The sequence below is a fragment of the Dehalobacter sp. DCA genome (assembly GCF_000305775.1).
In the GTDB taxonomy this organism is placed as follows: Bacteria; Bacillota; Desulfitobacteriia; order Desulfitobacteriales; family Syntrophobotulaceae; genus Dehalobacter; species Dehalobacter alkaniphilus.
Genome location: NC_018866.1, coordinates 1,285,530 through 1,308,561, shown reverse-complemented (window position 1 = coordinate 1,308,561; position 23,032 = coordinate 1,285,530). Strand labels below are relative to the sequence as shown.

General features: G+C 47.0%; 29 protein-coding genes. 26 read left to right on the top strand and 3 right to left on the bottom strand.

The genetic code is table 11. The features are described from left to right. Window positions 1–112 precede the first annotated feature (112 nt). From DHBDCA_RS06190 to DHBDCA_RS06120, 15 genes are all read left to right on the top strand, one after another. Window positions 113–490 (top strand): DUF3848 domain-containing protein, encoded by a 378-nt coding sequence (locus tag DHBDCA_RS06190; protein ID WP_015043336.1) that lies wholly within the window; start codon window positions 113–115, stop codon window positions 488–490. Further along, on the top strand, window positions 484–879 hold the full coding sequence (locus DHBDCA_RS06185) for a DUF4320 family protein (RefSeq protein WP_015043335.1): 396 nt from the start codon (window positions 484–486) through the stop codon (window positions 877–879). Before DHBDCA_RS06190 ends, DHBDCA_RS06185 begins: the two co-directional genes overlap by 7 nt. After that, the gene (locus tag DHBDCA_RS06180; protein WP_015043334.1) at window positions 876–1,421 is read left to right on the top strand and encodes a hypothetical protein; all 546 of its coding nucleotides are present in this window, start codon (window positions 876–878) and stop codon (window positions 1,419–1,421) included. The genes DHBDCA_RS06185 and DHBDCA_RS06180 overlap by 4 nt, the downstream gene beginning before the upstream one ends. A 92-nt stretch (window positions 1,422–1,513) precedes the next feature. Continuing rightward, entirely contained in the window at window positions 1,514–2,056 is a 543-nt protein-coding gene (locus DHBDCA_RS06175; RefSeq protein ID WP_015043333.1) for a DUF6550 family protein, read from the top strand. 75 nt (window positions 2,057–2,131) lie between these two features. Further along, on the top strand, window positions 2,132–3,862 hold the full coding sequence (locus tag DHBDCA_RS06170; protein WP_015043332.1) for a hypothetical protein: 1,731 nt from the start codon (window positions 2,132–2,134) through the stop codon (window positions 3,860–3,862). Between the two features lie 75 nt (window positions 3,863–3,937). Continuing rightward, the gene (locus DHBDCA_RS06165; protein WP_015043331.1) at window positions 3,938–4,279 is read left to right on the top strand and encodes a DUF3852 domain-containing protein; all 342 of its coding nucleotides are present in this window, start codon (window positions 3,938–3,940) and stop codon (window positions 4,277–4,279) included. A gap of 106 nt (window positions 4,280–4,385) precedes the next feature. Then, window positions 4,386–4,733, top strand: coding sequence for a nucleotidyltransferase domain-containing protein (locus DHBDCA_RS06160; protein ID WP_015043330.1), 348 nt, complete (start codon window positions 4,386–4,388; stop codon window positions 4,731–4,733). Next, on the top strand, window positions 4,699–5,124 hold the full coding sequence (locus DHBDCA_RS06155; protein ID WP_015043329.1) for a HEPN domain-containing protein: 426 nt from the start codon (window positions 4,699–4,701) through the stop codon (window positions 5,122–5,124). The genes DHBDCA_RS06160 and DHBDCA_RS06155 overlap by 35 nt, the downstream gene beginning before the upstream one ends. Window positions 5,125–5,434: 310 nt before the next feature. After that, a complete protein-coding gene (locus DHBDCA_RS06150; RefSeq protein WP_015043328.1) occupies window positions 5,435–6,295 on the top strand; it encodes a conjugal transfer protein TrbL family protein in 861 nt (286 codons plus the stop codon). 176 nt (window positions 6,296–6,471) lie between these two features. Then, window positions 6,472–6,855: a DUF7768 domain-containing protein gene (locus DHBDCA_RS15740; RefSeq protein ID WP_015045271.1), complete on the top strand. Its 384-nt coding sequence runs from the start codon at window positions 6,472–6,474 to the stop codon at window positions 6,853–6,855. Between the two features lie 13 nt (window positions 6,856–6,868). Beyond that, on the top strand, window positions 6,869–7,135 hold the full coding sequence (locus DHBDCA_RS06140; protein ID WP_015043325.1) for a hypothetical protein: 267 nt from the start codon (window positions 6,869–6,871) through the stop codon (window positions 7,133–7,135). Next, the gene (locus DHBDCA_RS06135; RefSeq protein WP_015043324.1) at window positions 7,132–7,722 is read left to right on the top strand and encodes a hypothetical protein; all 591 of its coding nucleotides are present in this window, start codon (window positions 7,132–7,134) and stop codon (window positions 7,720–7,722) included. The genes DHBDCA_RS06140 and DHBDCA_RS06135 overlap by 4 nt, the downstream gene beginning before the upstream one ends. A 107-nt stretch (window positions 7,723–7,829) precedes the next feature. Continuing rightward, window positions 7,830–8,285 (top strand): HEPN domain-containing protein, encoded by a 456-nt coding sequence (locus DHBDCA_RS06130; RefSeq protein WP_015043323.1) that lies wholly within the window; start codon window positions 7,830–7,832, stop codon window positions 8,283–8,285. 153 nt (window positions 8,286–8,438) lie between these two features. Continuing rightward, window positions 8,439–8,630: a hypothetical protein gene (locus DHBDCA_RS06125; protein WP_015043322.1), complete on the top strand. Its 192-nt coding sequence runs from the start codon at window positions 8,439–8,441 to the stop codon at window positions 8,628–8,630. After that, window positions 8,614–9,249 (top strand): Fic/DOC family protein, encoded by a 636-nt coding sequence (locus tag DHBDCA_RS06120; RefSeq protein WP_015045270.1) that lies wholly within the window; start codon window positions 8,614–8,616, stop codon window positions 9,247–9,249. Before DHBDCA_RS06125 ends, DHBDCA_RS06120 begins: the two co-directional genes overlap by 17 nt. A gap of 438 nt (window positions 9,250–9,687) precedes the next feature. Here the strand turns inward: DHBDCA_RS06120 and DHBDCA_RS06115 are convergent, their stop codons facing one another. Then, window positions 9,688–10,173: a hypothetical protein gene (locus DHBDCA_RS06115; RefSeq protein WP_242824984.1), complete on the bottom strand. Its 486-nt coding sequence runs from the start codon at window positions 10,171–10,173 to the stop codon at window positions 9,688–9,690. Window positions 10,174–10,816: 643 nt separating this feature from the next. Between DHBDCA_RS06115 and DHBDCA_RS06110 the strand changes: the two genes are divergently transcribed. The 4 genes from DHBDCA_RS06110 to DHBDCA_RS06100 all read left to right on the top strand — a co-directional run bounded on the left by DHBDCA_RS06110 (window position 10,817) and on the right by DHBDCA_RS06100 (window position 14,781). After that, window positions 10,817–12,637: a VirB4 family type IV secretion system protein gene (locus DHBDCA_RS06110; RefSeq protein ID WP_015045269.1), complete on the top strand. Its 1,821-nt coding sequence runs from the start codon at window positions 10,817–10,819 to the stop codon at window positions 12,635–12,637. Window positions 12,638–12,677: 40 nt separating this feature from the next. Continuing rightward, entirely contained in the window at window positions 12,678–12,827 is a 150-nt protein-coding gene (locus tag DHBDCA_RS15430; RefSeq protein ID WP_015043317.1) for a hypothetical protein, read from the top strand. After that, complete coding sequence (locus tag DHBDCA_RS06105; RefSeq protein ID WP_015043316.1) at window positions 12,820–13,893, top strand: M23 family metallopeptidase; 1,074 nt, start codon at window positions 12,820–12,822, stop codon at window positions 13,891–13,893. The genes DHBDCA_RS15430 and DHBDCA_RS06105 overlap by 8 nt, the downstream gene beginning before the upstream one ends. A gap of 93 nt (window positions 13,894–13,986) precedes the next feature. Next, a complete protein-coding gene (locus DHBDCA_RS06100) occupies window positions 13,987–14,781 on the top strand; it encodes a Fic family protein (protein WP_015043315.1) in 795 nt (264 codons plus the stop codon). 49 nt (window positions 14,782–14,830) lie between these two features. Here the strand turns inward: DHBDCA_RS06100 and DHBDCA_RS15585 are convergent, their stop codons facing one another. Further along, on the bottom strand, window positions 14,831–14,983 hold the full coding sequence (locus tag DHBDCA_RS15585) for a hypothetical protein (RefSeq protein WP_015043314.1): 153 nt from the start codon (window positions 14,981–14,983) through the stop codon (window positions 14,831–14,833). A gap of 33 nt (window positions 14,984–15,016) precedes the next feature. Here DHBDCA_RS15585 and DHBDCA_RS06095 point away from each other — a divergent pair, with 33 nt between their 5' ends. The 5 genes from DHBDCA_RS06095 to DHBDCA_RS06075 are packed head-to-tail and all read left to right on the top strand — an operon-like array spanning window position 15,017 to window position 17,948. Next, window positions 15,017–16,066 (top strand): DUF3846 domain-containing protein, encoded by a 1,050-nt coding sequence (locus DHBDCA_RS06095; RefSeq protein WP_015043313.1) that lies wholly within the window; start codon window positions 15,017–15,019, stop codon window positions 16,064–16,066. Between the two features lie 14 nt (window positions 16,067–16,080). Further along, window positions 16,081–16,506, top strand: coding sequence for a DUF6103 family protein (locus DHBDCA_RS06090; RefSeq protein WP_015043312.1), 426 nt, complete (start codon window positions 16,081–16,083; stop codon window positions 16,504–16,506). Between the two features lie 8 nt (window positions 16,507–16,514). After that, window positions 16,515–17,129: a hypothetical protein gene (locus tag DHBDCA_RS06085; RefSeq protein ID WP_015043311.1), complete on the top strand. Its 615-nt coding sequence runs from the start codon at window positions 16,515–16,517 to the stop codon at window positions 17,127–17,129. Between the two features lie 12 nt (window positions 17,130–17,141). Beyond that, window positions 17,142–17,687: a hypothetical protein gene (locus DHBDCA_RS06080; protein ID WP_015043310.1), complete on the top strand. Its 546-nt coding sequence runs from the start codon at window positions 17,142–17,144 to the stop codon at window positions 17,685–17,687. 12 nt (window positions 17,688–17,699) lie between these two features. Beyond that, the gene (locus tag DHBDCA_RS06075; RefSeq protein WP_015043309.1) at window positions 17,700–17,948 is read left to right on the top strand and encodes a DUF6103 family protein; all 249 of its coding nucleotides are present in this window, start codon (window positions 17,700–17,702) and stop codon (window positions 17,946–17,948) included. Between the two features lie 21 nt (window positions 17,949–17,969). Here DHBDCA_RS06075 and DHBDCA_RS06070 read toward each other — a convergent pair whose 3' ends face one another. Further along, a complete protein-coding gene (locus tag DHBDCA_RS06070; protein ID WP_015043308.1) occupies window positions 17,970–19,232 on the bottom strand; it encodes a hypothetical protein in 1,263 nt (420 codons plus the stop codon). A gap of 578 nt (window positions 19,233–19,810) precedes the next feature. Here DHBDCA_RS06070 and DHBDCA_RS06060 point away from each other — a divergent pair. Both DHBDCA_RS06060 and mobP3 read left to right on the top strand, forming a co-directional pair. Next, window positions 19,811–20,224, top strand: coding sequence for a hypothetical protein (locus tag DHBDCA_RS06060; RefSeq protein WP_015043307.1), 414 nt, complete (start codon window positions 19,811–19,813; stop codon window positions 20,222–20,224). A 2-nt stretch (window positions 20,225–20,226) separates the two neighbouring features. After that, window positions 20,227–22,905 carry a MobP3 family relaxase gene (mobP3, locus tag DHBDCA_RS06055; RefSeq protein ID WP_015043306.1) on the top strand — a complete coding sequence of 893 codons (2,679 nt, stop codon included), beginning with the start codon at window positions 20,227–20,229 and terminating at the stop codon, window positions 22,903–22,905. Window positions 22,906–23,032: the final 127 nt, after the last annotated feature.

Sequence of the window (23,032 nt, the reverse complement as noted above, 5' to 3'; positions counted from 1 at the left end):
AAATGTCTGGAAAGATGCAGACGCTGTGTTTTGACACTTCCTCCTTGTTGTGCCGAAGTCAATATAGGGCAGGCACAATCCATGTAAATCTATCTAAGTGAAGGAGGATATCATGGACAAAAGTGACAATACGAAGAAACTGTTTCAGGAAAAGATCGATGCCAACTACGTGGCATATATAAACGACCTTCAAGGTATGACCAGTTCCGAGCTGATAGATAAAGCCGAGAAAATCGCCGCCACCAAGCAGGTCTATCAGGAATTGAAAGACGGTGGCTGCAATACCGACCATCTGGAATACCTGCTGCGCTTTAAAAACCCGCTGGAGGTTGTGCGGGATCAGTGGCTGAATGAACAAGGAAAAGTCTTTGATGAGGATATGGAGTATGTCCTCTCGAGTCTTGCCGACAAAAGAAGTGCCGAGCAGGACTACGAGCTGGACGAAGCCTTCTGCGAACCCGAACAGTACAAGGGGATGCGATTATGCTGAAAAATCTGCACAATAAGCGCGGTGAGGGATATATCGATGTGGCTGTGCTAGTGCTTTGTGCCATGCTGGTACTCGCCCTGGCCGTTAAAGTTTTTCCGGTCTTCATTGCCAAAAATCAACTGGATACCTTCGCCAATGAGCTGTGCAGAGAGGTTGAAATAGCAGGGCGTGTGGGCAGCGAAACCAGCACTCGAGCACAGGTGCTCCAGGAAAAAACAGGACTTAATCCCACCATCTCATGGTCAAAGACAGGCTGGATACAGCTCAATGAAGAATTCACAGTGACAGTGTCTATGCAGACCAACATCGGACTTTTTGGCGGCTTCGACTCGTTTCCCATCACTTTGACGGCACAGGCTGCTGGAAAAAGCGAGGTGTATCACAAATGATAAAACTATATGGTATAATAAGGGAAAGTAAAGGGTCGGCATTTCCTCTTATGGTGGCCATCGCTCTTGCCCTTGTCATCATCATGTGCGGCATTTCGGAGTACATGCGGCTGATGATTATTGCTTCCGGTGTCCGGGATGCCGTCCAGTCCGCCGTGATTGCAGCCGCCAACGACAACTATGATGATGTATACAATGGAGTCAGGGAGGGATATTCAGGAGGCTATGCACTGTCTGGTTCTACATGGGAGGACAGCATTGACTATGGCGACATTTATGACCGCCTGGACCGAACTCTTGGACTGCAAAAAAACGGCGGGGTTCATATTAAGTATACGGGAGAAACGGTAGAGTTTAAGCTTTCCAACCTCTCAGTAAACATCATTAATGCACCCTTTGCACCGATAAACCCCGATGGAGTGCAGAAATTCCTTGCAGATGCAGCTATTACCCTGGAGGTTCCGGTATTTTTTGGCGGCAAGTCATTGCCTCCTATGCGGATAAACCTCAAGGTGGAGGCCGGGTACACCCCTAAATTTTAAGTATTCACATCCTTTCACTGGACTTTGCTAAACTCTTCTGGTAGGGTGTGAATTAATAGAGCTAACCTGATTAAAAGGAGGTTAAAAAACCTATGAAAAGTATGAACAGTAAAACCAAACGACTGCTTGTAACCGGATGCCTTGCCCTCGTTTGTGTAGTTCTTATAGCAGCAATATCTTCCAGATTTCAAATAGAGTCTGTCAAGGAGAATGTAATACCTTCATCTAATACGGTGTCAAACGAGATTACCCCGAACCCTGATTCAACCAAGCCCAATGAAACGGCTGGGAAAAAAGACGAGATCGTGGTAAACCCAACAGAGTCAGGCACACCGCAGGGTGGTATATCATCTCAGAATTCTAATGAAATCGTACAGTCCAATACACCGGAGCCTGTAAAACCGGAACCACCCAAAAAACCAACACCGCAGGGGGTAGTCACCAATCCGGTAAAGCCTCCCGAATACAAGCCGGAGGATACCACCGTAAGCAAGCCATCAGAACCCAAGGCTGGTGAAAAGAAAGACGGTCAGATATATGTGCCGGGATTTGGTTGGCAGAAAGAAACGGGAGGTCAGGGTACACAGGTAGGTTCAGATGGTGACATTAATAAACCGGTGGGGTCAATGGATTAGCCATCAAGCAATAAAATAAAAACATCTCAAGAAGCACAGCCGAAATGCTGTGTTTTTGCTATTCAAGGAGGTATTATGAAACGAAAAATTGGCATTCTGCTTGTGCTGGCCTTGATGTTGACCACTCTCTTTTCAACAACTGCGTATGCCGATGGGGATGGTAACATTGATCACGGTGGCGGCGATATAGGAAACGGTACGGGTGAAAGTTTTTGGAATCCCGGTGATGAAGGCGTTCGCGTTACCGTCATCAAAGCAAGTGATAAAACCTCTGTAACAGTTCCTATTGATTTTACAAATAAAGAACCAAACGACATACAAGCTCATTTTGGAAAGGTGTCAAAGGTAACATACAACAATGGCAGGTCATTAACACCAAGTCAACAGATATACGCATACAACAACCCAGACGTTGCAATCCCTAAAATAATAAGCACTGCTAATAGTAGCGCAAGCATTGAAGAAATTAAAAGATACTTTTGCTCCGAATACATGATCATGACCATTTCTGAAATTACAGGCTTTAACTATGAAATCCTGATCAATGGGGATTACAAAATTCTCTTGGAACCCATTGCATACCTTACCTTTAATGGTATAAAAATGGCAATGACCGCTACTGAAGCTGCTTTATACGATCAGCAGCTGAATGGCGGTCTTCAAAGCAAGATGGGATCGCTGACTCATAAGAACCTTCCTTTTGGGATGTTCCTCGAAACACCGGATCTTGGATATTCAGCATGGTCTGGTACTACAACAAACTCAGTGTCCAATACGGATATCATATCCTCCCTCGGTCTTGGCATCGTGCGGTTCAGTGAAGCCGATCCGCCGCCGGAGATAAGTGCCAATGACTACGAGTATAGAGTCAACACCGAGGTCATCACTGCAGTCACCGTTCGGGGAGGGCAGGCTGATCCCGATCATCCCGTATCGGTAACCTTCAACATCGACGGCAGAAACTATAGGGTAAACAATGTCTACTATCCAAATGGTGACAACCAGCTCGTGTGGGTGCGCTGGACAACACCATCCACCCCACAGACCATGACCATCACCGTCAGTGTGTCGGGGGGCGGTTCTCCAAATAAAAGTACCATAACCGCCAAGATTGTAGACCTGTCTCAAAACGATCCTCCCAACCCCACTGCCAACGACAGGAACGACTCCTACACTACGCTGAGTGTTCCAAACAACTCGCAGAAAACCTCGGTCTCATGGGGCGTATGGTCTGCATGGTGGCAGGAGCATTGGGTCTGGGTATCGGATTGGGAGTGGTATAGTGATGGAAATGGGGGAGGCTATTGGGTCGACAACGGCAGCTGGGAGGATCACGGTTGGTGGGAGTTCGACTGGAACCCTTATTCTGCAAGCCTGACCGCCTCTGTAAACACCAAGCCCGACGATAAGGTGCCCACCGCATCAAGCAATAATATGAAGTCCGGTTATGGCATCAACATCGACGTTACGGCCAATGTAAGCTCCAATCAGTCCTCCGCTGTGACAGGCGCTCAGACATCGGTGACCTACTTTCCGGAGTTTCAATACAAGGACTATTGGCGGCTTTTAGATAGAATCGGCAGCGGATACAGTGCAAGATTTGAGTTTAAGCAAAACAAATACTCGACCTATGACCGGCGTGTTCACTTTACCCCTGTGTGGTTCCCGGACGGCAGCTACACACCTTATACGTATTTAATCGACTGTTGGACACCTGCCGGGATGCTTTCTATAAACCTTACCGACGCAGTGACGATACAAGGAAGCTTATGGGATGACTGGCACATTGCGCCCGTCAAACCATAAAAATCAGAGAAAAGAAGAAGATCGCCTTGACGTCGGCGGTCTTTTTTGTTTTCTATATGAAAGGTGGAACTTACAGTGAAAAAAAGTAAGAAAATCCTGGTGGTATTCTGTCTCGCCCTTGTACTTGTAACGATGTTCTGCGTGGCAGCTTATGCTGCACCAACAGGGGATGTTGCCGGAGCAATTGAAAATACGTGGAATGACGCATCCTCGCAAATCAAAACCGTGGTTAACAAGGTCGTATTCCCCGCAATAGACCTCATTCTCGCCGTGTTCTTCTTCGCTAAATTGGGTACCGCTTATTTTGACTATAGGAAGCATGGACAGTTTGAGTGGGCGGCTCCGGCCATCCTTTTCGCCTGCCTTGTGTTTACCTTGACGGCTCCGGTCTACATCTGGACAATTCTTGGCATGTAAAGCGTGGATGGGCGATGGATTGCTTATCGTTTGGCTTTTGGATATACTATAATTGGAAAATCTATTCTATGTTGATTGTAAAAGTGCCGGAAAAGGAGGGGGCTCTATGGATTTACAAATAAGACGCGAACTGGATATGATTTCTAAAACGATAGCAGACACGGTGTCGGTCAATACAATCTATCTGTTTGGTTCTTACGCATACGGCCAACCGCATCGGGATAGCGATTTTGACCTGTATGTAATCATCCCGGATGACTCTATGCGTCCGCTGGAGGCAATGCAAACCATTGGGCACGCCCTGTACCATGTAAAGAAACGGCCTGCGGATATCCTTGTGGGCACCCAAAGCAATTTTGAACAGCGCAAAACATTACCCACGATTGAGCGCACGATATTTAGAAACGGGGTGATTTTATATGGAGATCAGCAGCCTGTGCAGGCGATGGCTTGAATTTGCCGCCGATGATCTCACTGCGGCAAAGCATCTGTTATCCTTATATCCGTTTCGGTTGGAGATTATCTGTTATCATTGCGAGCAGTCTGCTGAAAAGATGTTGAAAGCATTTTTGCTGATGCACGATGAAGAAGCACCGCGCATTCATGATTTAGGCGAGCTATGCCGCCTATGTGCTTTAAAGGATAAGGGATTCGATGGAATTGCCGAGGATTGTAGCAGGCTGACTCCCTTCGGCGTTCGTGTGCGTTATCCTGAAGAAATCGAAGTAACAGAAGCGGATATGCATAAGGCAATAAAATCAGCGGAACACATCATGGATTTTATTACTCACGCTATGACTGAGGAGCAGCACGAAGCTCAGGAACAGGGGATGACAATGGAATAGCTACAATTCAAACTCAAACCTTTGCGTCAAATGAGAAGTCATTTGGCGCTTCTTTATTGAGGATGATATTTCAGAGACGATCCAGCAGTTTGAAGAGGATTATCCGGTATTTGAAGGGATTTCGTTAATAAAAATGCCACTGCTCTTTGTGTGTTGCAACGAAGAGAGCAAGAAAATCCAGGTATATCAAATAGAAGAACACGCTAATCTAAAGTAATTAAGCGTGGTTTTTTTTGAATAATAAAAGGAACTTCCGAAAAGCACATCGTTAAACGATGCGGCGTTTATTTTTAATGAAAGGAGGCGCTCAATGTTTATATGGGATTTTGCTGCAAATCTTGTCCTTGGACAGATTATGGACTGGATATATCAGCAACTGATCGGCTTCCTCGGTGATTTCTTTTCCATGATGGGCAATATGGGAGCCGATCTGTTCGGCATGACTTGGGTGCAGGCCATCGTAACATTATTTAGTTATCTGGCCTGGGCTTTGTATGGAACCGGACTGGTGGTAGCACTGTTTGAATGTGCCATCGAAGCACAGTCGGGTCGGGCAAGCATAAAAGATACTGCCTTGAACGCCATCAAGGGTTTTATGGCTGTGAACCTGTTCACCATTGTGCCGGTGGAGCTATACAAGTTATCTGTTACGCTGCAGGGCAGCTTTACTTCGGGAATCTCAAACCTGATGGGAGCTAGCGGAGGCATCAGCACCATGGCTATTGGAGCCCTTACCAACTTAGGGGGGCTTGGACTGAATCCAATCCTCGGCATTTTTTGCGTTATCCTCATGGGCTACGCTGTGATTAAAGTGTTTTTTGCCAACCTGAAGCGTGGCGGCATCCTGCTGATCCAGATTGCAGTAGGGAGCCTGTATATGTTCTCGGTACCCCGTGGATACATCGACGGCTTTGTATCCTGGAGCAAACAGGTGGTAGGCTTGTGCCTCACCGCATTTTTGCAGGCAACCATCCTCATCGCCGGACTCTTGGTGTGGAATCAGAATATGCTCCTCGGTCTCGGCCTAATGCTGGCAGCATCTGAGATACCAAGGATCGCCGGACAGTTTGGGTTGGACACTTCCACCAAGGCCAACCTCATGAGCACCATCTATGCGGCCCAGTCTGCGGTGAACATTACCAGAACGGTAGTGCAGGCAGTGGCGAAATGATGAAACTCGTATATATTGCCTCGCCCTACGCTGGGAATATCGAGCACAATACCAGGATGGCGATAGAGTACTGCCGCTTTGCTGCAAGCGCCGGTGTGGCTCCAATTGCTCCCCACCTCTTGTTTCCTTTATTTTTACATGACAGTAATCCGGAATAAAGAAAAAAAGGAATTGAAATGGGCTTGCGCTTCCTTCTCTCCTGCGATGAGCTGTGGGTCTTCGGTGACCGGATATCTGAGGGAATGGGACGAGAGATTGCGGATGCCCAAAGGCTCAGCATCAAAATAAGGTACATCAAATTTATTGAAAACCAAGGAGTAATGAATATGAAGCAATGGGGTATTTGGGCAAAACGCAACGCTGCTTCCATCTGTGGAGCTGCGGAGGCTTGGCTGAAATCAGACGGGAAACCCATGACCTTTGACACTTGTGAGGAAGCTGCTGAGAAAGCAAATGTGCTTATGAATAACATTAGAACGGTAAATGTCTCCTACTTCCCTAAGAAAATGGAGCTAGAGCTGGATGAAGAGCCATCTTCCGGCATGGGCATGAAGCTGTAAGGAGGGCTGAACCATGTATATCTACCCCGATAATTTAAAATCCAAAGCGGTGCTGTGGCTGTGGCAGCTTCAAGATATCGGCATCATCGGTATCGGGTGTCTTATCTCTGTTTTTGCGCTGGCACAGCTCGGCCTCCTGTTGCCGATAGTGGCGACTGCTCTTTACGGCTTCCTGACTATCCGGTTTGAGGACACCTCTATCCTCGATTTTATCAAGTATGCCTGTGGCTTTTTTATCACCAAGCAGCAAATGTATGAATGGAGGTACACGGAAAAATGAGCAGAAAAGAAAAAAAGATAGCCAAGCAAAAGCTTTCTACACGGCAGCTCATTGGCACAAAAGACATTACCGATTACAGTCTGCAGACCTATGGGCACGGAGAACTTGTATATTTTATCATCAAGCCGAGCAATATCTCGGTCCAGTCGGAAGCCAGCATCTCCGCAAGAATCTATGCCCTCATGACCGTGCTGAAAGGCATGGCGGAGATCGAAATGTGCTGCCTGAATTCCCGTGAAAATTTCGAGGACAACAAGCAGTTTCTCCGGGAACGCATCGAACAGGAGGGCAGCCCCACCGTCCGCAAGCTGCTGGAGGCTGACCTGGGTTTCCTCGATAGGATACAGGTGCAGATGGCAACCGCCCGTGAGTTTCTTATTATCATACGGCTTAAGGATGAAAAGCAAAAAGAAATATTCCCGTACTTAAACCGCATCGAAAAAACCTTGCGTGAGCAGGGCTTCTCTGTGAAGCGATCCGGAAGCGAGGATATCAAACGAATCCTGGCAGTGTACTTCGAGCAGAACGTGACCACCGAAAGGTTCGAGGACTTTGACGGGCAAAGGTGGGTGATTTTAGGTGACTAACCGTCCAGTGCGCAATGGTTTTGTAATATAATCAGCCAAAAGAAGGGAGATGAAGCAAACTATAGGACCCATTGAAAAAACAACTGACTGAGAAAGGAGCATGTTATATGGAGAGAATCAATAGAGTCAAAGGATGGCTTGATTTTGCAAACAAAGATATCAGTTGCGCAAAGCATCTCTTGGGTATGCGTCCGGTTCCCTTGGAAATTGTCTGTTATCACAGCGAACAGGCCGCCGAAGAAGCGCTAAAGGGATATCTCCTATATCAAAATGTAGAACCGTCTCAGACTCAAGACTTAGAAAGGTTATGCAGCATGTGCCTGAAATTCGACAAGGCTTTTGAGGGGTTGATGGGGCCTTGGGAGAGACTTGCGCGATATGGCGAGCCGATATATCCTTTCGAGATGCAAATTTCAAACAACGATATGAAAACAGCCATTGCTGATGCTGACCGTGTAATGGCATTCGTACTTCAAAGGCTTCAGCTTGCCGAGGAAATTACACATAAGGACGATGAACAAAAAGAGCAGCAGGAAAATGCAGCAGGGCAGCAACTAACCTGACACATTCATTATGAACTCCAAGCCTAAAATCGTACCGACAAAGCTACGGCTGTCAGGTCGCCAGATGGCGTCCACATCCCAAACAAAGAAGCTGATAGACAGTTTTAATTTTTAGTGAAAATATAGTATAATATATAGGTAGGTGGTGTTCATATGAGAGATTTGGAAAAGCTCATTGATGAGGTTAACGGCTCAATGTCAATGGAAGGCATGCCGCTTACGCAGACTGATAAAGATAGAATCAGACATTGCGTAGGTAATGATAAACTGGTTGAAGAAACGATAGCTGAACTCATAAAAAAGCACACGGCTGTCAGGGGCTATAGCCATGAACAACAATTATGATTACAGCTATGAGTGGGATCACAGATATTGTTACCCCCATTCAAATGTGCTTATAAACAAGCTGGGTATTGAGGATGCAGAAAAGCTGCACATAGCTGAAAGAGAAATAACCTCTTTGAGAATTGCCAATGCAAAAGTAAGTGTTATAAAAGGCGATTTTGATCTACTCCATTTAAGAAAGATTCACAAGTATATATTTGGTGATATCTACGAATGGGCAGGCGAAATCAGATGGGTAAACATAGCAAAAGGCAATATGTTTTGCAACTGTGAGTTTATAGAACCAAATGCTGATTCGCTCTTCAAGAAGCTAAAAAAAGAGTATTATTTGAAAGATGCCTCCAAAGATGAAGTCCCGCTCCGTCTTGCATATTATCTTAGTGAAATCAATGTCCTTCACCCCTTCAGAGAAGGAAATGGCAGAACGCAAAGACTCTTTATTGACTATCTGGCCGAAAACGCAGGCTATAGTGTGGACTTTTCTCAGGTGACCGACAAGCAAATGATTGAAGCTAGTGCCGCTTCTTTCCTGTGTGATTATAATAAAATGAATGAGATTTTCACTGCAATAACCGAACCTCTGTTGGAGAATAACATGACTCAAACTTTCATGGAATAAATTCAAATCATCATCAAAACTTAGAATGAGGATGACTGCCAAAAAGAGGCAAGGGAGTATTAGTTTAGGCTAATGCTCCCTTTTCATATATCATCCGATAAAAGAAGCTGCTTGCTTTATTGTATCAATAGAGCAAGCAGCTTTTTTATATTCAAATTCAAGCAGAAAGAAGTGAAAGTCTATGGTAAAAAGAAAACTTGGTACACCAACGCCTGTGCAGGATGATGTCCGCATCCAGGAATTCCTTGATATGATCGCACCATCCGTGATCAAGTTTAACACCGACTACTTCATTTGCAGCAACACCTATAGATGCTTCTGGGCGTTACGAGAATATCCGATCTGTTTGTTATAGACGACGAAAATAGTAAGTAGATGGATAGTATGCATAATGGGCGGTTTGGTAGGTTCAGGGCTCATAATTAAAACTATATCAATCTATTTAATATCATTCTCATTGAGATTATAAAACGATTCAGTTTCAAGGAAATTATCCAATTCTAAGAAGATTTCACCAATCCTATTTAATGTCAGTTTTAAGCGGTAATGATCAACTTCACCCGAAGAATTGCTATATGCACGAATATCCGGCAATTCATTCCTCCACTCTTCAAATTCTTCGTGATCAAAATACAGATACTCACCAGTTTCATTATCATAAGGACAATTGCTCTTCTTATATTCATCTACTTCATAATCATAATAAAAGTCATCATCAATATGAATATCTGCCCAAGGAAACAATCGTCTAAATACATCTTCATAACTCTGCATACCAAAATATGCATACGGCCATTCAATTACTATCTTTTCTTTTTGATTACTGTCTATAATCTTCAATATGAACGAGCCACGCCCTGATGATTTATTAACCCACTCATCTGCCTCAAGAATGACATCGTCACCATTATTAATGGCGTCCATCCAAGGCATAGCTAATATTAAAGTAAGAAGTTTTTTCTCATAATCTGACAGGTTTTCAGAAATATTTTCGATTAATTCCTTGCATTCACATAATTTCTGATTCCTGGGAACGCTGATTAACCATCCCGATTGTGTTCTTCTAGTAGTTTGAGAATTAACATGCTCCCAAATACACTCATCAGTATCAGGGTTATATAAGATTAGTATAACTGGTAATGAGTGTTTGAGCCAATAGTCATAATGTTTGTTTTCTCCCCTAAATATTACGTGTCCCTTTTGAATTTCGGAAAAATAGCTATGGCCTGTTTTGATTTGTGCGGCTACAAGTTTTCCTGATGCGTATGCAGTTTTGGATTTATAGTTTCAATTTGCGCATCTATTCCATAGTCTCGAATTGGTTGTTCTCTAAAAATCAAACCTATTTTGGTAATTGCGTTTTCGCAATGTGATATTCCTATACGATCGATCTGATCATTATGAAAAATTCCCATATAAACTCCTTCCAACTACCGATTATAGACAAAGCATATCTTTAATAAAATATTTATCATGAAACGCTGTAAAAGTAAATTATTTTCCTCCAAGCCGTCACATATCGTGGCGGCTTTTTGATATCCAAATTTAAAACAGAAAGGAGAGAATTATGCTCAAAACTCAATCACCCCCGCAAGACGATGTTCGTATCCAAGAGTTTTTGGACATGATCGCCCCCTCGGTGATCAAGTTTAACACCGATCACTTCATCTGCGGCAACACCTACCGCTGCGTCTGGGCGTTACGAGAATACCCTACCGCCACCGATGAGCAGGCCATCCTGCGCCACCTTGGAGAAAAGGATGGCATCACCTTAAAGATTTATACCCGCCATGTAACCCCGATTGAGGAAAAGAAAATTATCAGTAATGCGGCCAACAAGAACAGGCTGAAGCAGAGCAACACCAATGACCTGCAGCAGACCGTCACTGCCGAAAGCAACCTGCAGGACGTTGCAAATATCGTTGCCGCCATGCATCGGAACCGGGAGCCGCTCCTGCACTCGGCGGTATATATTGAGTTGTCAGCCTCCGATCTTGACCACTTAAAGGAGCTTCAAACCGAAGTATTGACCGAGTTGATCCGTTCCAAGCTCAATGTGGATCGGCTCATGCTCCGTCAGCAGCAAGGGTTTATTGCGGTGATGCCAAGCGGCTACAACATATTTGGCGACCAGTTCGAGAGGGTACTCCCCGCTTCCAGCGTGGCCAATCTGTATCCTTTCAATTACTCAGGGAAAACCGATGCCAATGGATTCTACCTTGGAAGGGATAAGTTTGGAAGCAATATCATTGTAGATTTTAACAAGAGGACCGACGACAAAACCAATGCCAACATTCTCATCCTGGGGAACTCCGGTCAAGGCAAAAGTTACCTTATGAAGCTCATCCTTTGCAATATGAGGCAAAGCGGTATGAAGGTCATTGTCCTTGACCCTGAACATGAATATGAGGATTTAACCCTCAACCTGGGCGGCTGCTTTATCGACTTGATGTCCGGCGAGTACATTATCAATGTACTAGAGCCTAAGACATGGGATGAAAACGGATCGCCGGAGGACAAGGAAGCACCCCAGGCCTTCCGCTGTGCCTCCAAGCTGTCGCAGCACATCTCCTTCCTGAAGGATTTCTTTCGTAGCTACAAGGACTTTAATGACAGGCAGATTGACACCATTGAAATCATGCTTACCAAGCTCTATGACAAGTGGAACATTACCGACCATACCAACTTTGACCGGCTGACACCCAAGGATTATCCTATCCTGTCCGACTTGTATAAGCTGATAGAAGGGGAGTATCAAAGCTATGACAGCAGCCACAAACAGCTCTACACTGCAGAAACCCTGCAGGAAATCTGCCTTGGACTCCACTCGCTTTGCGTGGGTGCGGAGAGCAAATTCTTTGACGGACACACGAATATCACCGACAGCCACTTCATCACCTTTGGCGTAAAAGGATTGCTGCAGGCCAGCAAGAACATCAAAAACGCTCTGCTTTTCAACGTACTCTCTTTCATGTCCAACCAGCTGCTGACGGCAGGCAGCACGGTAGCCAGCATTGATGAGCTGTACCTCTTCCTCTCCAACCTTACAGCCATTGAGTACATCCGCAATTTTATGAAGCGAGTTCGTAAGAAAGACAGCGCCGTCATCCTTGCCTCGCAGAACCTGGAAGACTTCAACCTGGATGGAATCAGAGAATACACGAAGCCCCTGTTCAGCATCCCGACTCACGCCTTCTTGTTCAACGCCGGAAACATTGATGCAAAGTTTTATATGGATACCCTGCAGCTTGAACAGAGTGAATACAACCTCATCCGTTATCCGCAGCGGGGTGTCTGCCTCTATAAATGCGGCAACGAGAGGTACAACCTCATGGTTTCTGCACCGGAATATAAGGAAAAATTGTTCGGCACGGCGGGAGGACGGTAACCGTTGCAGCTAAAAATTAACGGAAAGGAGGCAAAAATTCATGTTTGCCAATACCCCTGTGTACTACCCCTCCATCGAGTATGCAAAGGAAAACAACGAGCTGGAACTGTGGCGTGAGTCCTACGATATCAAGCAAAGCCATGTACAGGCAGAAGCCCCGGAACAATTGGGAGGGATGAACCTTGGCTGATCCCGCAACCCTTGCCCTGATTGCCAGGGCTGCTATCCCAGCCGGGACCGACAAACGGACGTGGAAGGTGATCGGTGCCATCATCGCCGCTCTGCTGACTCCCGTTATTCTAATGGTGGTTGTGATTATGAGCCTGCTCTCTGCCACAGCAAGTCATAACAATGCTGCCATTAATCTGACCTTTCACGGAGGTGCAATCTCCTCGCAGATGCCTGCGGATTACGCCGACTACATCCGAAACATGCGGGACAGCTTCTCGGAGCTTGACACTGCCATAGGGAATATAAGTACGGAGCTTGAAAGCGGAAGTCTTGACAGCACAAGAGTCAAGGCAATTTTTTATGCTCTGTTTTTTGGCTCGGGCAGTCCCTCTAGGGACAGCGATGACTACCGTGCGTTTGTAGATTGCTTCGTGCGGTACGAAACCCGGTCCGATGAAGCAACAGGTGGCAGCTCTAAGGTGGCCATCCCGCTAACCTCCTTGCCGGAGATTTACTCAAACCTGGAAAGTACACTCGGCAGGACAATCACCAGTGAGGACAAGGCCAATGCCTCGGAGATTTACAACCGCATCCTCTATGGCGACATTCCCACAGAAGGGGATGGACTCCAGAATTGGGTCAACACCATCACTGCAAACCCTGCTGAGGTTCCCTTTATTGGCGGCGACTTTATCAGTCCCCTCGGCAGCAGTTGGCGCAGCATGGTGACCTCCGAATTTGGATACCTGCGTGATCCTTTTCATCCCACTGTTGAAAATTTTCACTCAGGAATTGACCTGGGCGCGCCGAAAGGCACCGATATCCATGCTGCCAATGGAGGCACTGTCCTGTTTATCCGCTATAGAACCACCGGCTACGGATACCACCTGGCAATCGATCATGGCGGAGGCATCGTTACTTTATATGGTCATTGCTCTAAAATCCTTGTGACCGAGGGGCAGGCGGTAAGGCAGGGTGAGGTTATTGCACAAGTAGGTTCGACAGGCAAATCGACCGGAAATCACTTGCATTTAGAAGTTATTGTTGACGGCACACCACAGAATCCAAGAAGTTATCTGCCGTAAGGCATCATTGAGAAAATACATCGGGAGTCTGGGTGGCTGTTTATTAAAACTGCGGTATAATGAAACCGGTAATCTGAGAAAGGAGAAATGCGCTTGGAGCAATATAGCCGGGTTGTCGGGCTGTGGCGGTCGCACAAAATTGCGTCCGCAGCCGCTCTGGATAAATACCTTGACAGTTTCCGAGTCTTGTTTGCGTTTCACTCCGGAAAGATTGAGAACGAGGAAATCACCTATTACGATACAAAGGAAATCTTTGAAAATGGCAGAGTTGTGAACTATACCGGAAGTCCCCGTGCTCTGTTTGAACAACAAAATCAGAAGCTATGTTACGAGGTTTTGAAAGAAAAAATCGTAAAAAAAGAGCCTCTCAGCATAGAGCTGGTCAAGGAAATTCACAAGGTTCTCACTGGCGGGACATACGATGAGCGCAGGTATATTGTAAATGAGGAACGACCTGGAGAGTTTAAAAAGCACGACTATGTAACTGGCATCGAGGTCGGCTCCGCTGTAGAAAATGTGGAAAAGGATCTGACGGAACTGATTACCGAAGCAAATGCGTGTGAGGGTAAGGATGTTTTGAAAGCCGCCGCTTATCTTCACGCGAGGTTTGAGTTTATCCATCCCTTCGCAGACGGAAACGGACGTGTCGGCAGGACGCTCATGAATTACTATCTCATGACACATAGCCACCCACCCCTTATCGTCTATGACGAGGATAAGCGGATATATTATGAGTGCCTGCAAAAGCATGATGAAGCCGAGGAATTAAATCCTCTGTGTGAGTTTCTCAAGAATGAAACGGGAAAAACTTGGGAAAAGGCGCTGGCTCTTGCCGACGGCATGAAACTGAAACGCAAAGGCTTGTCAGATTTTATCCAGAGCATGTAACCAACAGAATAATAGGGAAGCAAAGGTCATCTCGAAAGGGATGGCTTTTTTATTTTGCTTTGAAAGCTTTCTGAATCAAAGAATCAGGCTGCTGCTCCAAATTGCGAGCCAAGGCGATATAATCGTCAAGGTTGACTCCACAGACCATAACCCCGGGTCGCACCATCACTTTGGGGTGCGGATCAATAAGAAAAAAACCCACGAAACTATCTACCATAAAAGAAAGGGTGAAACTATGTTAACAACCAAAGCGGTCTTTAATAGAAAATTGGATGACTTTGAGCCTAAGAACTGCGTTATTGAAAAAGTTGTTGTACTTACGTCTCACGAATACGATAAATTTTCCAAAAATATGCTGGCTGACTATGACTTTATAAGGGATAACAAAGACCTGCAACATTTTGGCGAGAATGGCACATGCCACTGCATTTTAGTGGTGGGAGAAGAAAGAGATGACGGTATCCTTGTCCAAGGAGAGGGATATGACTATGCCCGTTATGCTGCATTCCTGCCGAATGCCTCTTTGTTATTAGCGGCAGTTATGGAGCAGGAACAATCAGCAGAGAAAAAAACAGTAGCTCGCGGCCTTAAGCTGAAAGATTTAATGTCGATGCCCTGGGAGGACATCCATCTCATTCACAGCGATGAAGATATAGATCTGGCTACCCTATGCGAGTTGAAAAATGATACCCTGACCGATGCCGGAAAGAAGGACTGGGCTGACATTTTGGAGGCTGATGTGCACCGGATATTTACTGGTGAATATGGCCTGCAAATAGAGGTCAGCGATGTAAAACCTCAAAGGCTATCGGACTTTTCATACATGCTTGCCGGATATTGCTCCGTGCAGGACTATGAAAAATGGGTAACGGAGAAGCCGGAAGCAACATTGGCTGAAACTAGTAGTGAACCACAACCAGAACATCAAAAAATAAAAGTCTTAATGGTTGAGCCGCATGAGACTCCTTATGTTGCGGAGATCGGCAATGATCTTGCCTCCATGCAGAAAGCGGTTGGAGGGAACATTCAGGCGGTAAATTTAGCGTCCTATGTTTCCCTTGTCTGCAATGAAGAAGGCAAGCTGTTAGAAATGGAGGGCAACCGCTCCCTGGGCAATGACATCCTCGTCGGCAACTTTTTTATTGCGGGTTATAACGATGAAGGTGAGTTTATCTCATTAACTGAGGAACAAATTGAAGAATATACGCAAGAATTTCTTACTCCAGAGAGCTTCACCAAAGAGCAAATCGATGAAGCTACTGGATTTACCTCTATATCATTTTAAGGAGGAATGAACCCATGGAAAAAACAAATTTACAGGTATCCTTTGATGCCGACAAGCTCAATGCACTGCGGTTTTATATGGCCAAGAAAGAACTGAACGTAGAGAATGAACTGCAGGTCCACCTCGACAGGCTCTATGAAAAGATGGTTCCCGTACAAGTACGAGAGTATGTGGAAAGCCAGTCCGGGAGCGAGGCTCCCAAACAGGAGGTCGAAGTAGAAGAGGATGTTGTCAAGCAGGAGATCAAAGCAGAGGGGAATGCTCCCGAGCAGGAAGTCAAAGTGGACGAGGAAAAATACTCGGAAAAGCAGCTAAGACAAAGCAAGCGCCAGCGTGAAAAGGAGCTGGCTGCTGCCGCACAGGCCGAATCGCAACAGGAACAGACTGCCGGGTCGGAAGAAGTCGAGGAAGAAAATCAGGGCATGAGTATGAGCTTGTAGGCAGTCCAATGAAGAAGGAAAAGCATCCGCAGAATCTTGAAGCAGAACTACAGCAGGCGTTCGATCGATGGGAGGCGCTCTATAAATTTGGAGGTCATGATCCCTTCTGGTCGGACGGCTGCAATTTAAACCTTGTGCGCAATCACATCAGCCACTACAAACAAAAGATTGAGGAATCCTATGAGCCGCAAAACTACCCGGCTATCTTCTATCGAGAGGCACCGCCTGAAGTCTCCCAGGATTACATGGCAAGGAGCGAGGAAATCTGGTCGAATGCAAAAAAAGTGATACAGCTCTATAAAAAAGATGAGAACTATCAATTCTTATTATCTCATGTAGAACGGCTTGATCCAAAGGATATCAAAACGACTAGCATTCGAAATGTGATCAATTATGTGAAAGGGCTGGAGCAAGCAATCGCTGCGGATGATTTAATATCCATGCGGCGGCATGAAAATCCGGAGGGCTATATTGAATCCTTCCTCGAATGTGCAGAGCGTGTCAAATCCTTAAAACCGAGGGACAATGAGCAACTATCACTTTTTGATGTATGGCCGGAGAATTTTACCGAGGAATCTGATGAATGCGAGGAAGAAGATCAAGGCATGAATATGCGTTTATAGGAGGGTGGCGACATGTTGCAGCATGGAATATATACCATTACGGAGAATGGGCAAAGCCGCAATTACATTGCCCAAAATGCCGGTAGCTTGCTCTCGGCAGCAAAACTTCTCCATACCTCGGAGCAAGTAAAGAGAAACCTTCCGAAAGGAAGCAGGACATCTGTGCTTCAAGCGTTGGATAAAGACTATAACTTTGTAGCACTCAAAGGCAAAAGCTATAATCTGTTTCATGCTCTGGAGGACAGAGAATTTGCAGAAGCCGTTAAAAAGATTGAGGACGGAGAAAGCCAAGATGCCCATATCGAAGCAAATTTCGACACAGGCAGTCTTGGCTTTCTCTATGACAATCATGGAGAAGCTGCTCGATTAACATTGCCGATCACGGCTATTGTTGATGCCTACTCCGGATCGCTCCGCAAAAAGAACAACAGTCAGAGCTATGTGAATATAAACCATTTTGCAAAGCAAATTGAAAAAATGTATGATGCGCAGCTAGAGCTTTCTCCCCAGGAGGAAGCAAATGATGAAGCACCACAGGTGCAAAAAATAAGTTTATAGGAGGAAAGTACATTGAAGAAAGCGACCTTGCAAATCAGCTTCGATAGCGAAAAGCTCGGAGCCTTAAAGCAATACATGGCCAAAAAGGAAGCGTCCATCGAAACGGAACTGGACGAAGTGATGCAGAAGTTCTATGAAAAATATGTTCCGGCTCCCGTCCGTGAGTACATCGAAAGCCGCGAGGCAGACGATCAACCGAAGCCAGCAAGACCATCCAGCTTGGCTGCAGCACAAAAAAATGCTGCAGAGGACGAGCAATAAGCGCAGAAAAAAGTGACTGTCCTATCCTTTTAGGGCAGTCACATAATATGCATTATAGTTTTTTTCAAAGTCCTGTGATTCCGGATGAACCTCTGTTGTCTCCTTCGGATGGCTGACGGTTACTTGATGTTTCTGCTCCAAAGCAAGTTGTTCGAGTTGCCGCACACGCCCTTTCAAACCATTGCACAACTTATCTGTACGCGGCTCATCAATATACGGCGAAGCGGAAAGAAGGATTCGAAACTCCTCGTCGATATCCCGGAGCGCGGAAAAATCAATCCAGTCAAGGCTGCCGGCCAAAACGATCTGCTCGGCATGCATCGGTTTAAACGGATGGCTTGGCACATCACCATTCGGATGAATTACCCTTGAGACCTGATCATGCCAGAGGCTTGTGCCGCTGTCAAAGACAGGCGCTGCTCCCAGCCATGTAAGGGTATCCACATTCCGGACAGCACCAAAGTTTCCAAAATGGCGGTCTGTGTTGGCCATGAGAAAGTCAAAAGCCAGCAGATAATTCAGAAATTCCTTCATGCCGGGGATGCCAAGGTGTTCACAGCAAAGCAGAAAATGCTCGTACAAGGAGTGATGATTGTGCTTCTTTTCACTCTTAAAAATGCTGTAAGCACTGACCAGTTCTGTCTCAGGCGTAATGAAATTTTCACATACGCTGTAGGGGATTTCATTTTCCCAAATGAGGCTGTATGGTACATAAGCGGCATGGCTTAAGCGCTGATGCAAAGAAGTTGCCAGCAACTCATTGAGCGGTTCCTGTTGGAATGGATTGCTTCCGGACTTGATCAGGCAACGTTTTCCGTCAATGATTTTCCACTTTTTTCGGAGCCACCCATCGCAAGTATTGCAGGGAGACATCAAGTCAAGCTCCTCATGAGGGGAAGCCTTTCCAAAGAGTGCATTGCCCACATCATCTGAAAATTGGTTCTGAAAAAAGTTAAGGCGATCCCAATCAAGGGGATGAGCTTTTGAACTGATCCAATACTGATCGGTAAGACTCAGGCCATAACATTTTGTAAGTAGCTGCTCCGTGTAAGATATATTCATGATGTCAAGAGCCTCACGGATACCGGAACGGTTGGAAGGAATGGAACGTCCCAGCCACCAATCGTTCAGACTTATTCTATCCGGAAGCCCCTTGGTAATGGTGATGCCAACCGGAAGGTGCTCCGGATGAATTACCTCAAAGACCTTCAGGATAGAGGCAGTATCATCGTCTATATCCAGTTCCACCAAAGGAGTGCGTTTGTTCATTAAGGTGCATATCATCGTTCACCCCACCTTTAAAACAACTTTGTTAATACGTTAATTTACCATTTATTGCGTTATGTTACAAGAGATGCCCTGAAAATTTGAACCTAAAGCATCACAGAGAAAGGGACTATGCAAAAGAAATATTGACCTTTCCATATCGGCTTGACGTATACTTATGGACGAGGAAGGACGGCCCTTTGTCGGAGGGTATGTCGCCCTGTGTGCGATTTTCCGGGCAAGGGTGGCACCCCAATACCAATGGGCAGTTTCAAGCCGCGTTTTGGGGCTTTGTGAGGGGGAGAGCAAAAAGACAGGCTTGAGCATGGAAATCACCTTCCATTTGCAGAGGGGAACCATGGGGTCGAAAACGGTGCGGGTTAAAGGAGCGGGGTCGCAGAGCTTCCCCGCTCCGGCTCACATCGCCCCGCAACGCGGGTCGAAGGACGTTTTTCTCCGGGGTCAGATTTTACCCCTTGGAGTCGCTTGCGGGGTTGTAAAACGAAGGTGAGTTCGAAAAACGCCGTAAATAAAGGATTTACATAGGGGCTGCGACAGGGGTTGCGGCTCCTTTTATTACGATTGGAGGCAGCAGCATGACAGAAGAAAACAAGCTAAAGAATAAATTTGCCCTGTGGATCTATCCGGAAACCCGAAAGCTGGTGAAGGACTGGTACAAAAAAGACAACTGCCAGAGCCAGAGCGAATTCATTGAAAAGGCCATCAAGTTTTACACCGGATATATCTCGGCGGAGGAGGGCATGCGCTTCCTGCCGGCGGCTATCACCTCGGCCATGACTGGCATGATGGACAGCCTCGAAAACCGTATGGCGCGCCTCATCTTCAAGCTGGCGGTGGAGATGTCCATGATAATGAATGTCATAGCGTTCAACGCGGACTACAACCCCGCCTCCCTTCACACGCTGCGCGGCAAATGCGTCGAGGACGTGAAGAAGTCCATTGGCGCGGTGACCTTTGAAGATGTCGCAAAATCTATAGACAGGAAATAGCCATGCCGAGAATTGTCTTTAAATGCAGATACATTAAAAACGCCGCGGTACATCTTGAAAACCTTGTGGAATACGTCGCGACGCGGGATGGCGCGGAGATAATCTCTCCCGCCCTCCGCGAACGCCCTGCCACAGAAAAACAGGAGCAGCTCATCGCAGACATCCTCTCACAGTTTCCGGATACAGCAGATTTGTTTGAATATGAGGACTATATCAAGCAGCCAACCGTAGAAAACGCCTCGGAGTTTATCACCGCGGCGTTGGATCAGAATATGGATCAGTTGTCACATCAGGAAACCTATGTCAGCTACATCGCTACCCGTCCCCGTGCTGAAAAGCTGGGAACACATGGGCTGTTCTCCGATACGGATGATCTGCTGGTGCTGTCAAGGGTGATGAGGGAGGTCGGTGAACACACTGGCAATGTATGGACGCCCATCATATCTCTGCGGCGGGAGGACGCTGCACGGCTGGGGTATGACAATGCCGCCGCGTGGATGGCGCTCATCCGCAAGCAGCGGAATATCTTCGCCGAGCAGATGAAGATCGCTCCGGAAAACCTGCGCTGGTACGCCGCCTTTCACAACGAAGGGCATCATCCCCACTGTCACATGCTGGTTTATTCGGTGAATCCCCGCGAGGGGTATGTCACCAAACCAGCCATCGAAAAGATGCGGAGTAGCCTGGCAAGGGAAATCCTTCAGCAGGATCTCATTCAAATATATTCAGGACAGACCGAACAGAGAAATACGCTTGCCGAGCACAGCCGCGAAGTCCTAAGAGAAATCATCAGCAGAATGAGCGGTAGTGTTTATGATAACGAAACTATTGAGTCCCTGCTCTTTCATCTGGCGGAGCGTCTGAAGCATACCTCCGGCAAAAAGCAGTGCGGCTATCTCAAGGCGCCTCTAAAAGCCGTCGTGGATCAGATTGTGGATGAACTGGCGAAGGACACTCGGGTGGCGGAAGCCTACGCGAAATGGCAAGAGCTTCGCAATGAAGTTTTGCGGACATATATGAATAAGCTCCCCGATCCCGTTCCGCTCTCACGGCAAAAGGAATTCAAACACATAAAAAATATGGTGATTGCGGAAGCCGTGAATATCGGCGGTCAGCATTTCACCTTGGAGGGCGATGAGTCGGCGGAGGATATACATGAAGCGGCGGTAGAATCCGAAGCCCTGTCGCCGGAGGATGAATACCAAACGGGCATAGATGAAGCGCCAGAGGACAATGGAAATATACCGTGCTCTGCTCCCGAGGGTTCCTCCCGTCCGGATTTCAATGAAGGTGAATCCGGCAGACCGCATATCAAATGGAGTGCCCGCTACAAGGAAGCCCGTGTTTTTCTCTATGGCAGCGATGAACTGGAGCCTGACTTTGAGAAGGCTCTCTGTTTGTTTCTGGAGGAAGCTGAAGCCGGGAACGCTCTCGCCATGCACGACCTCGGCAGGATGTACGCCGACGGGCTTGGCGTCGATATGGACGTCGATATCGCATTTGGCTGGTACGAAAAAGCGCTCTCCGCGTTCATGGACATCGAAGCGAACAGGAATAGCCGCTATGTGGAATACCGCATCGGCAAAATGCACGCGGCGGGACTTGGCACGGAGCGGGACTATGAGGAAGTGGCCGGATGGTTTGAAATGGCGGCTTCCCGCAATCACAAGTATGCCCAATATTCTCTCGCCGGTCTGTACTACCGGGGGCAAGGCGTGGAACAGGACTACGAAAAAGCGTTCCGGCTCTACGGTAAATCCGCCGCCCAGCATGTTCCCTACGCCAATTACGAGCTGGCGAAAATGTACCGGGACGGTATCGGCACAGAGAAGGACGCCAAGGAAGCGGAGCTGAATTTTGAGGAAGCCTTTTACGGCTTTAAGCGTTTGGAGGAACAAAGCCATGACGATAAGCTCCAATACCGCCTTGGGCAGATGCTCTTTACCGGAACCGGAACGGATAAGGATGTGGAAGCGGCAATCGCGTACTTTGAAAAGGCTGCCCGCCTCGGCAACGTCCATGCGCAGTATATGCTGGGCAAGGTTTATCTCGACGAGGACGGCGGACACAGAAATCCGGAAAAGGCTGTCCTGTGGTTAACCAAGGCTGCGGATAACGGCAACGGCCTGGCTCAGTTTGCCCTGGGCAAGCTCTACAGTGACGGTCTCTATGTGGAGAAAGACATCGCTAAAGCGGTGGAGCTGTTCACGAAAGCAGCGGAACAGAACAATTCATTCGCTCAGTATCAGCTCGGCAAGCTCTATCTGCTGGGAGAGGATATGCCCAAGGATGTGGAAGCCGCCGTCAGATGGCTGACCATGTCTGCAGAGCTGGGCAATCAGTATAGCCAGTACGCGCTCGGCAAGCTGTATCTCATGGGCAGGGATGTTCCCCGCGACCATGAAGCCGCCATGCGCTGGCTCACGCTGTCTGCAGCACAGGGCAACATTTATGCGCAGTTTTTCCTCGACCGTCCGGACGTCTTCCGTGATCCTCCTCTCTTCCTGGCGGCGACAAGGCTCCTGCATCACTTAAGCAGGATATTCCGCGATGAGCAGAAAAGGTTCTCCGGCGGTCCCGGCATGCAGACCGACAGCAAGCTCCGGCGCAGGATACGCGAGAAGAAGATTGCCCAGGGTCACGCTCCGGACGATCATGAGCTAAGGCATACAACCTATTAACAAGGGAGGGTTTTCATGCAAAAGCCTCAATCAAGATATTCAGAAAAAAGAACCGTTTCCCGAAAAAATCAGCCTGGCGTCACGCAGGCCATCCGCTTATCGGCGGGTGGCTTTTTTTCGCCGATGC

Bases quoted from the DNA above. Each gene is read 5' to 3' on its own strand.
- DHBDCA_RS06190 (WP_015043336.1), top strand. From the start codon at position 113: ATGGACAAAAGTGACAATACGAAGAAACTGTTTCAGGAAAAGATCGAT.
- DHBDCA_RS06185 (WP_015043335.1), top strand. From the start codon at position 484: ATGCTGAAAAATCTGCACAATAAGCGCGGTGAGGGATATATCGATGTG.
- DHBDCA_RS06180 (WP_015043334.1), top strand. From the start codon at position 876: ATGATAAAACTATATGGTATAATAAGGGAAAGTAAAGGGTCGGCATTT.
- DHBDCA_RS06175 (WP_015043333.1), top strand. From the start codon at position 1,514: ATGAAAAGTATGAACAGTAAAACCAAACGACTGCTTGTAACCGGATGC.
- DHBDCA_RS06170 (WP_015043332.1), top strand. From the start codon at position 2,132: ATGAAACGAAAAATTGGCATTCTGCTTGTGCTGGCCTTGATGTTGACC.
- DHBDCA_RS06160 (WP_015043330.1), top strand. From the start codon at position 4,386: ATGGATTTACAAATAAGACGCGAACTGGATATGATTTCTAAAACGATA.
- DHBDCA_RS06155 (WP_015043329.1), top strand. From the start codon at position 4,699: ATGGAGATCAGCAGCCTGTGCAGGCGATGGCTTGAATTTGCCGCCGAT.
- DHBDCA_RS06150 (WP_015043328.1), top strand. From the start codon at position 5,435: ATGTTTATATGGGATTTTGCTGCAAATCTTGTCCTTGGACAGATTATG.
- DHBDCA_RS15740 (WP_015045271.1), top strand. From the start codon at position 6,472: ATGGGCTTGCGCTTCCTTCTCTCCTGCGATGAGCTGTGGGTCTTCGGT.
- DHBDCA_RS06140 (WP_015043325.1), top strand. From the start codon at position 6,869: ATGTATATCTACCCCGATAATTTAAAATCCAAAGCGGTGCTGTGGCTG.
- DHBDCA_RS06135 (WP_015043324.1), top strand. From the start codon at position 7,132: ATGAGCAGAAAAGAAAAAAAGATAGCCAAGCAAAAGCTTTCTACACGG.
- DHBDCA_RS06130 (WP_015043323.1), top strand. From the start codon at position 7,830: ATGGAGAGAATCAATAGAGTCAAAGGATGGCTTGATTTTGCAAACAAA.
- DHBDCA_RS06125 (WP_015043322.1), top strand. From the start codon at position 8,439: ATGAGAGATTTGGAAAAGCTCATTGATGAGGTTAACGGCTCAATGTCA.
- DHBDCA_RS06120 (WP_015045270.1), top strand. From the start codon at position 8,614: ATGAACAACAATTATGATTACAGCTATGAGTGGGATCACAGATATTGT.
- DHBDCA_RS06115 (WP_242824984.1), bottom strand. From the start codon at position 10,173: ATGGACGCCATTAATAATGGTGACGATGTCATTCTTGAGGCAGATGAG.
- DHBDCA_RS06110 (WP_015045269.1), top strand. From the start codon at position 10,817: ATGCTCAAAACTCAATCACCCCCGCAAGACGATGTTCGTATCCAAGAG.
- DHBDCA_RS15430 (WP_015043317.1), top strand. From the start codon at position 12,678: ATGTTTGCCAATACCCCTGTGTACTACCCCTCCATCGAGTATGCAAAG.
- DHBDCA_RS06095 (WP_015043313.1), top strand. From the start codon at position 15,017: ATGTTAACAACCAAAGCGGTCTTTAATAGAAAATTGGATGACTTTGAG.
- DHBDCA_RS06090 (WP_015043312.1), top strand. From the start codon at position 16,081: ATGGAAAAAACAAATTTACAGGTATCCTTTGATGCCGACAAGCTCAAT.
- DHBDCA_RS06085 (WP_015043311.1), top strand. From the start codon at position 16,515: ATGAAGAAGGAAAAGCATCCGCAGAATCTTGAAGCAGAACTACAGCAG.
- DHBDCA_RS06080 (WP_015043310.1), top strand. From the start codon at position 17,142: ATGTTGCAGCATGGAATATATACCATTACGGAGAATGGGCAAAGCCGC.
- DHBDCA_RS06070 (WP_015043308.1), bottom strand. From the start codon at position 19,232: ATGATATGCACCTTAATGAACAAACGCACTCCTTTGGTGGAACTGGAT.
- DHBDCA_RS06060 (WP_015043307.1), top strand. From the start codon at position 19,811: ATGACAGAAGAAAACAAGCTAAAGAATAAATTTGCCCTGTGGATCTAT.
- mobP3 (WP_015043306.1), top strand. From the start codon at position 20,227: ATGCCGAGAATTGTCTTTAAATGCAGATACATTAAAAACGCCGCGGTA.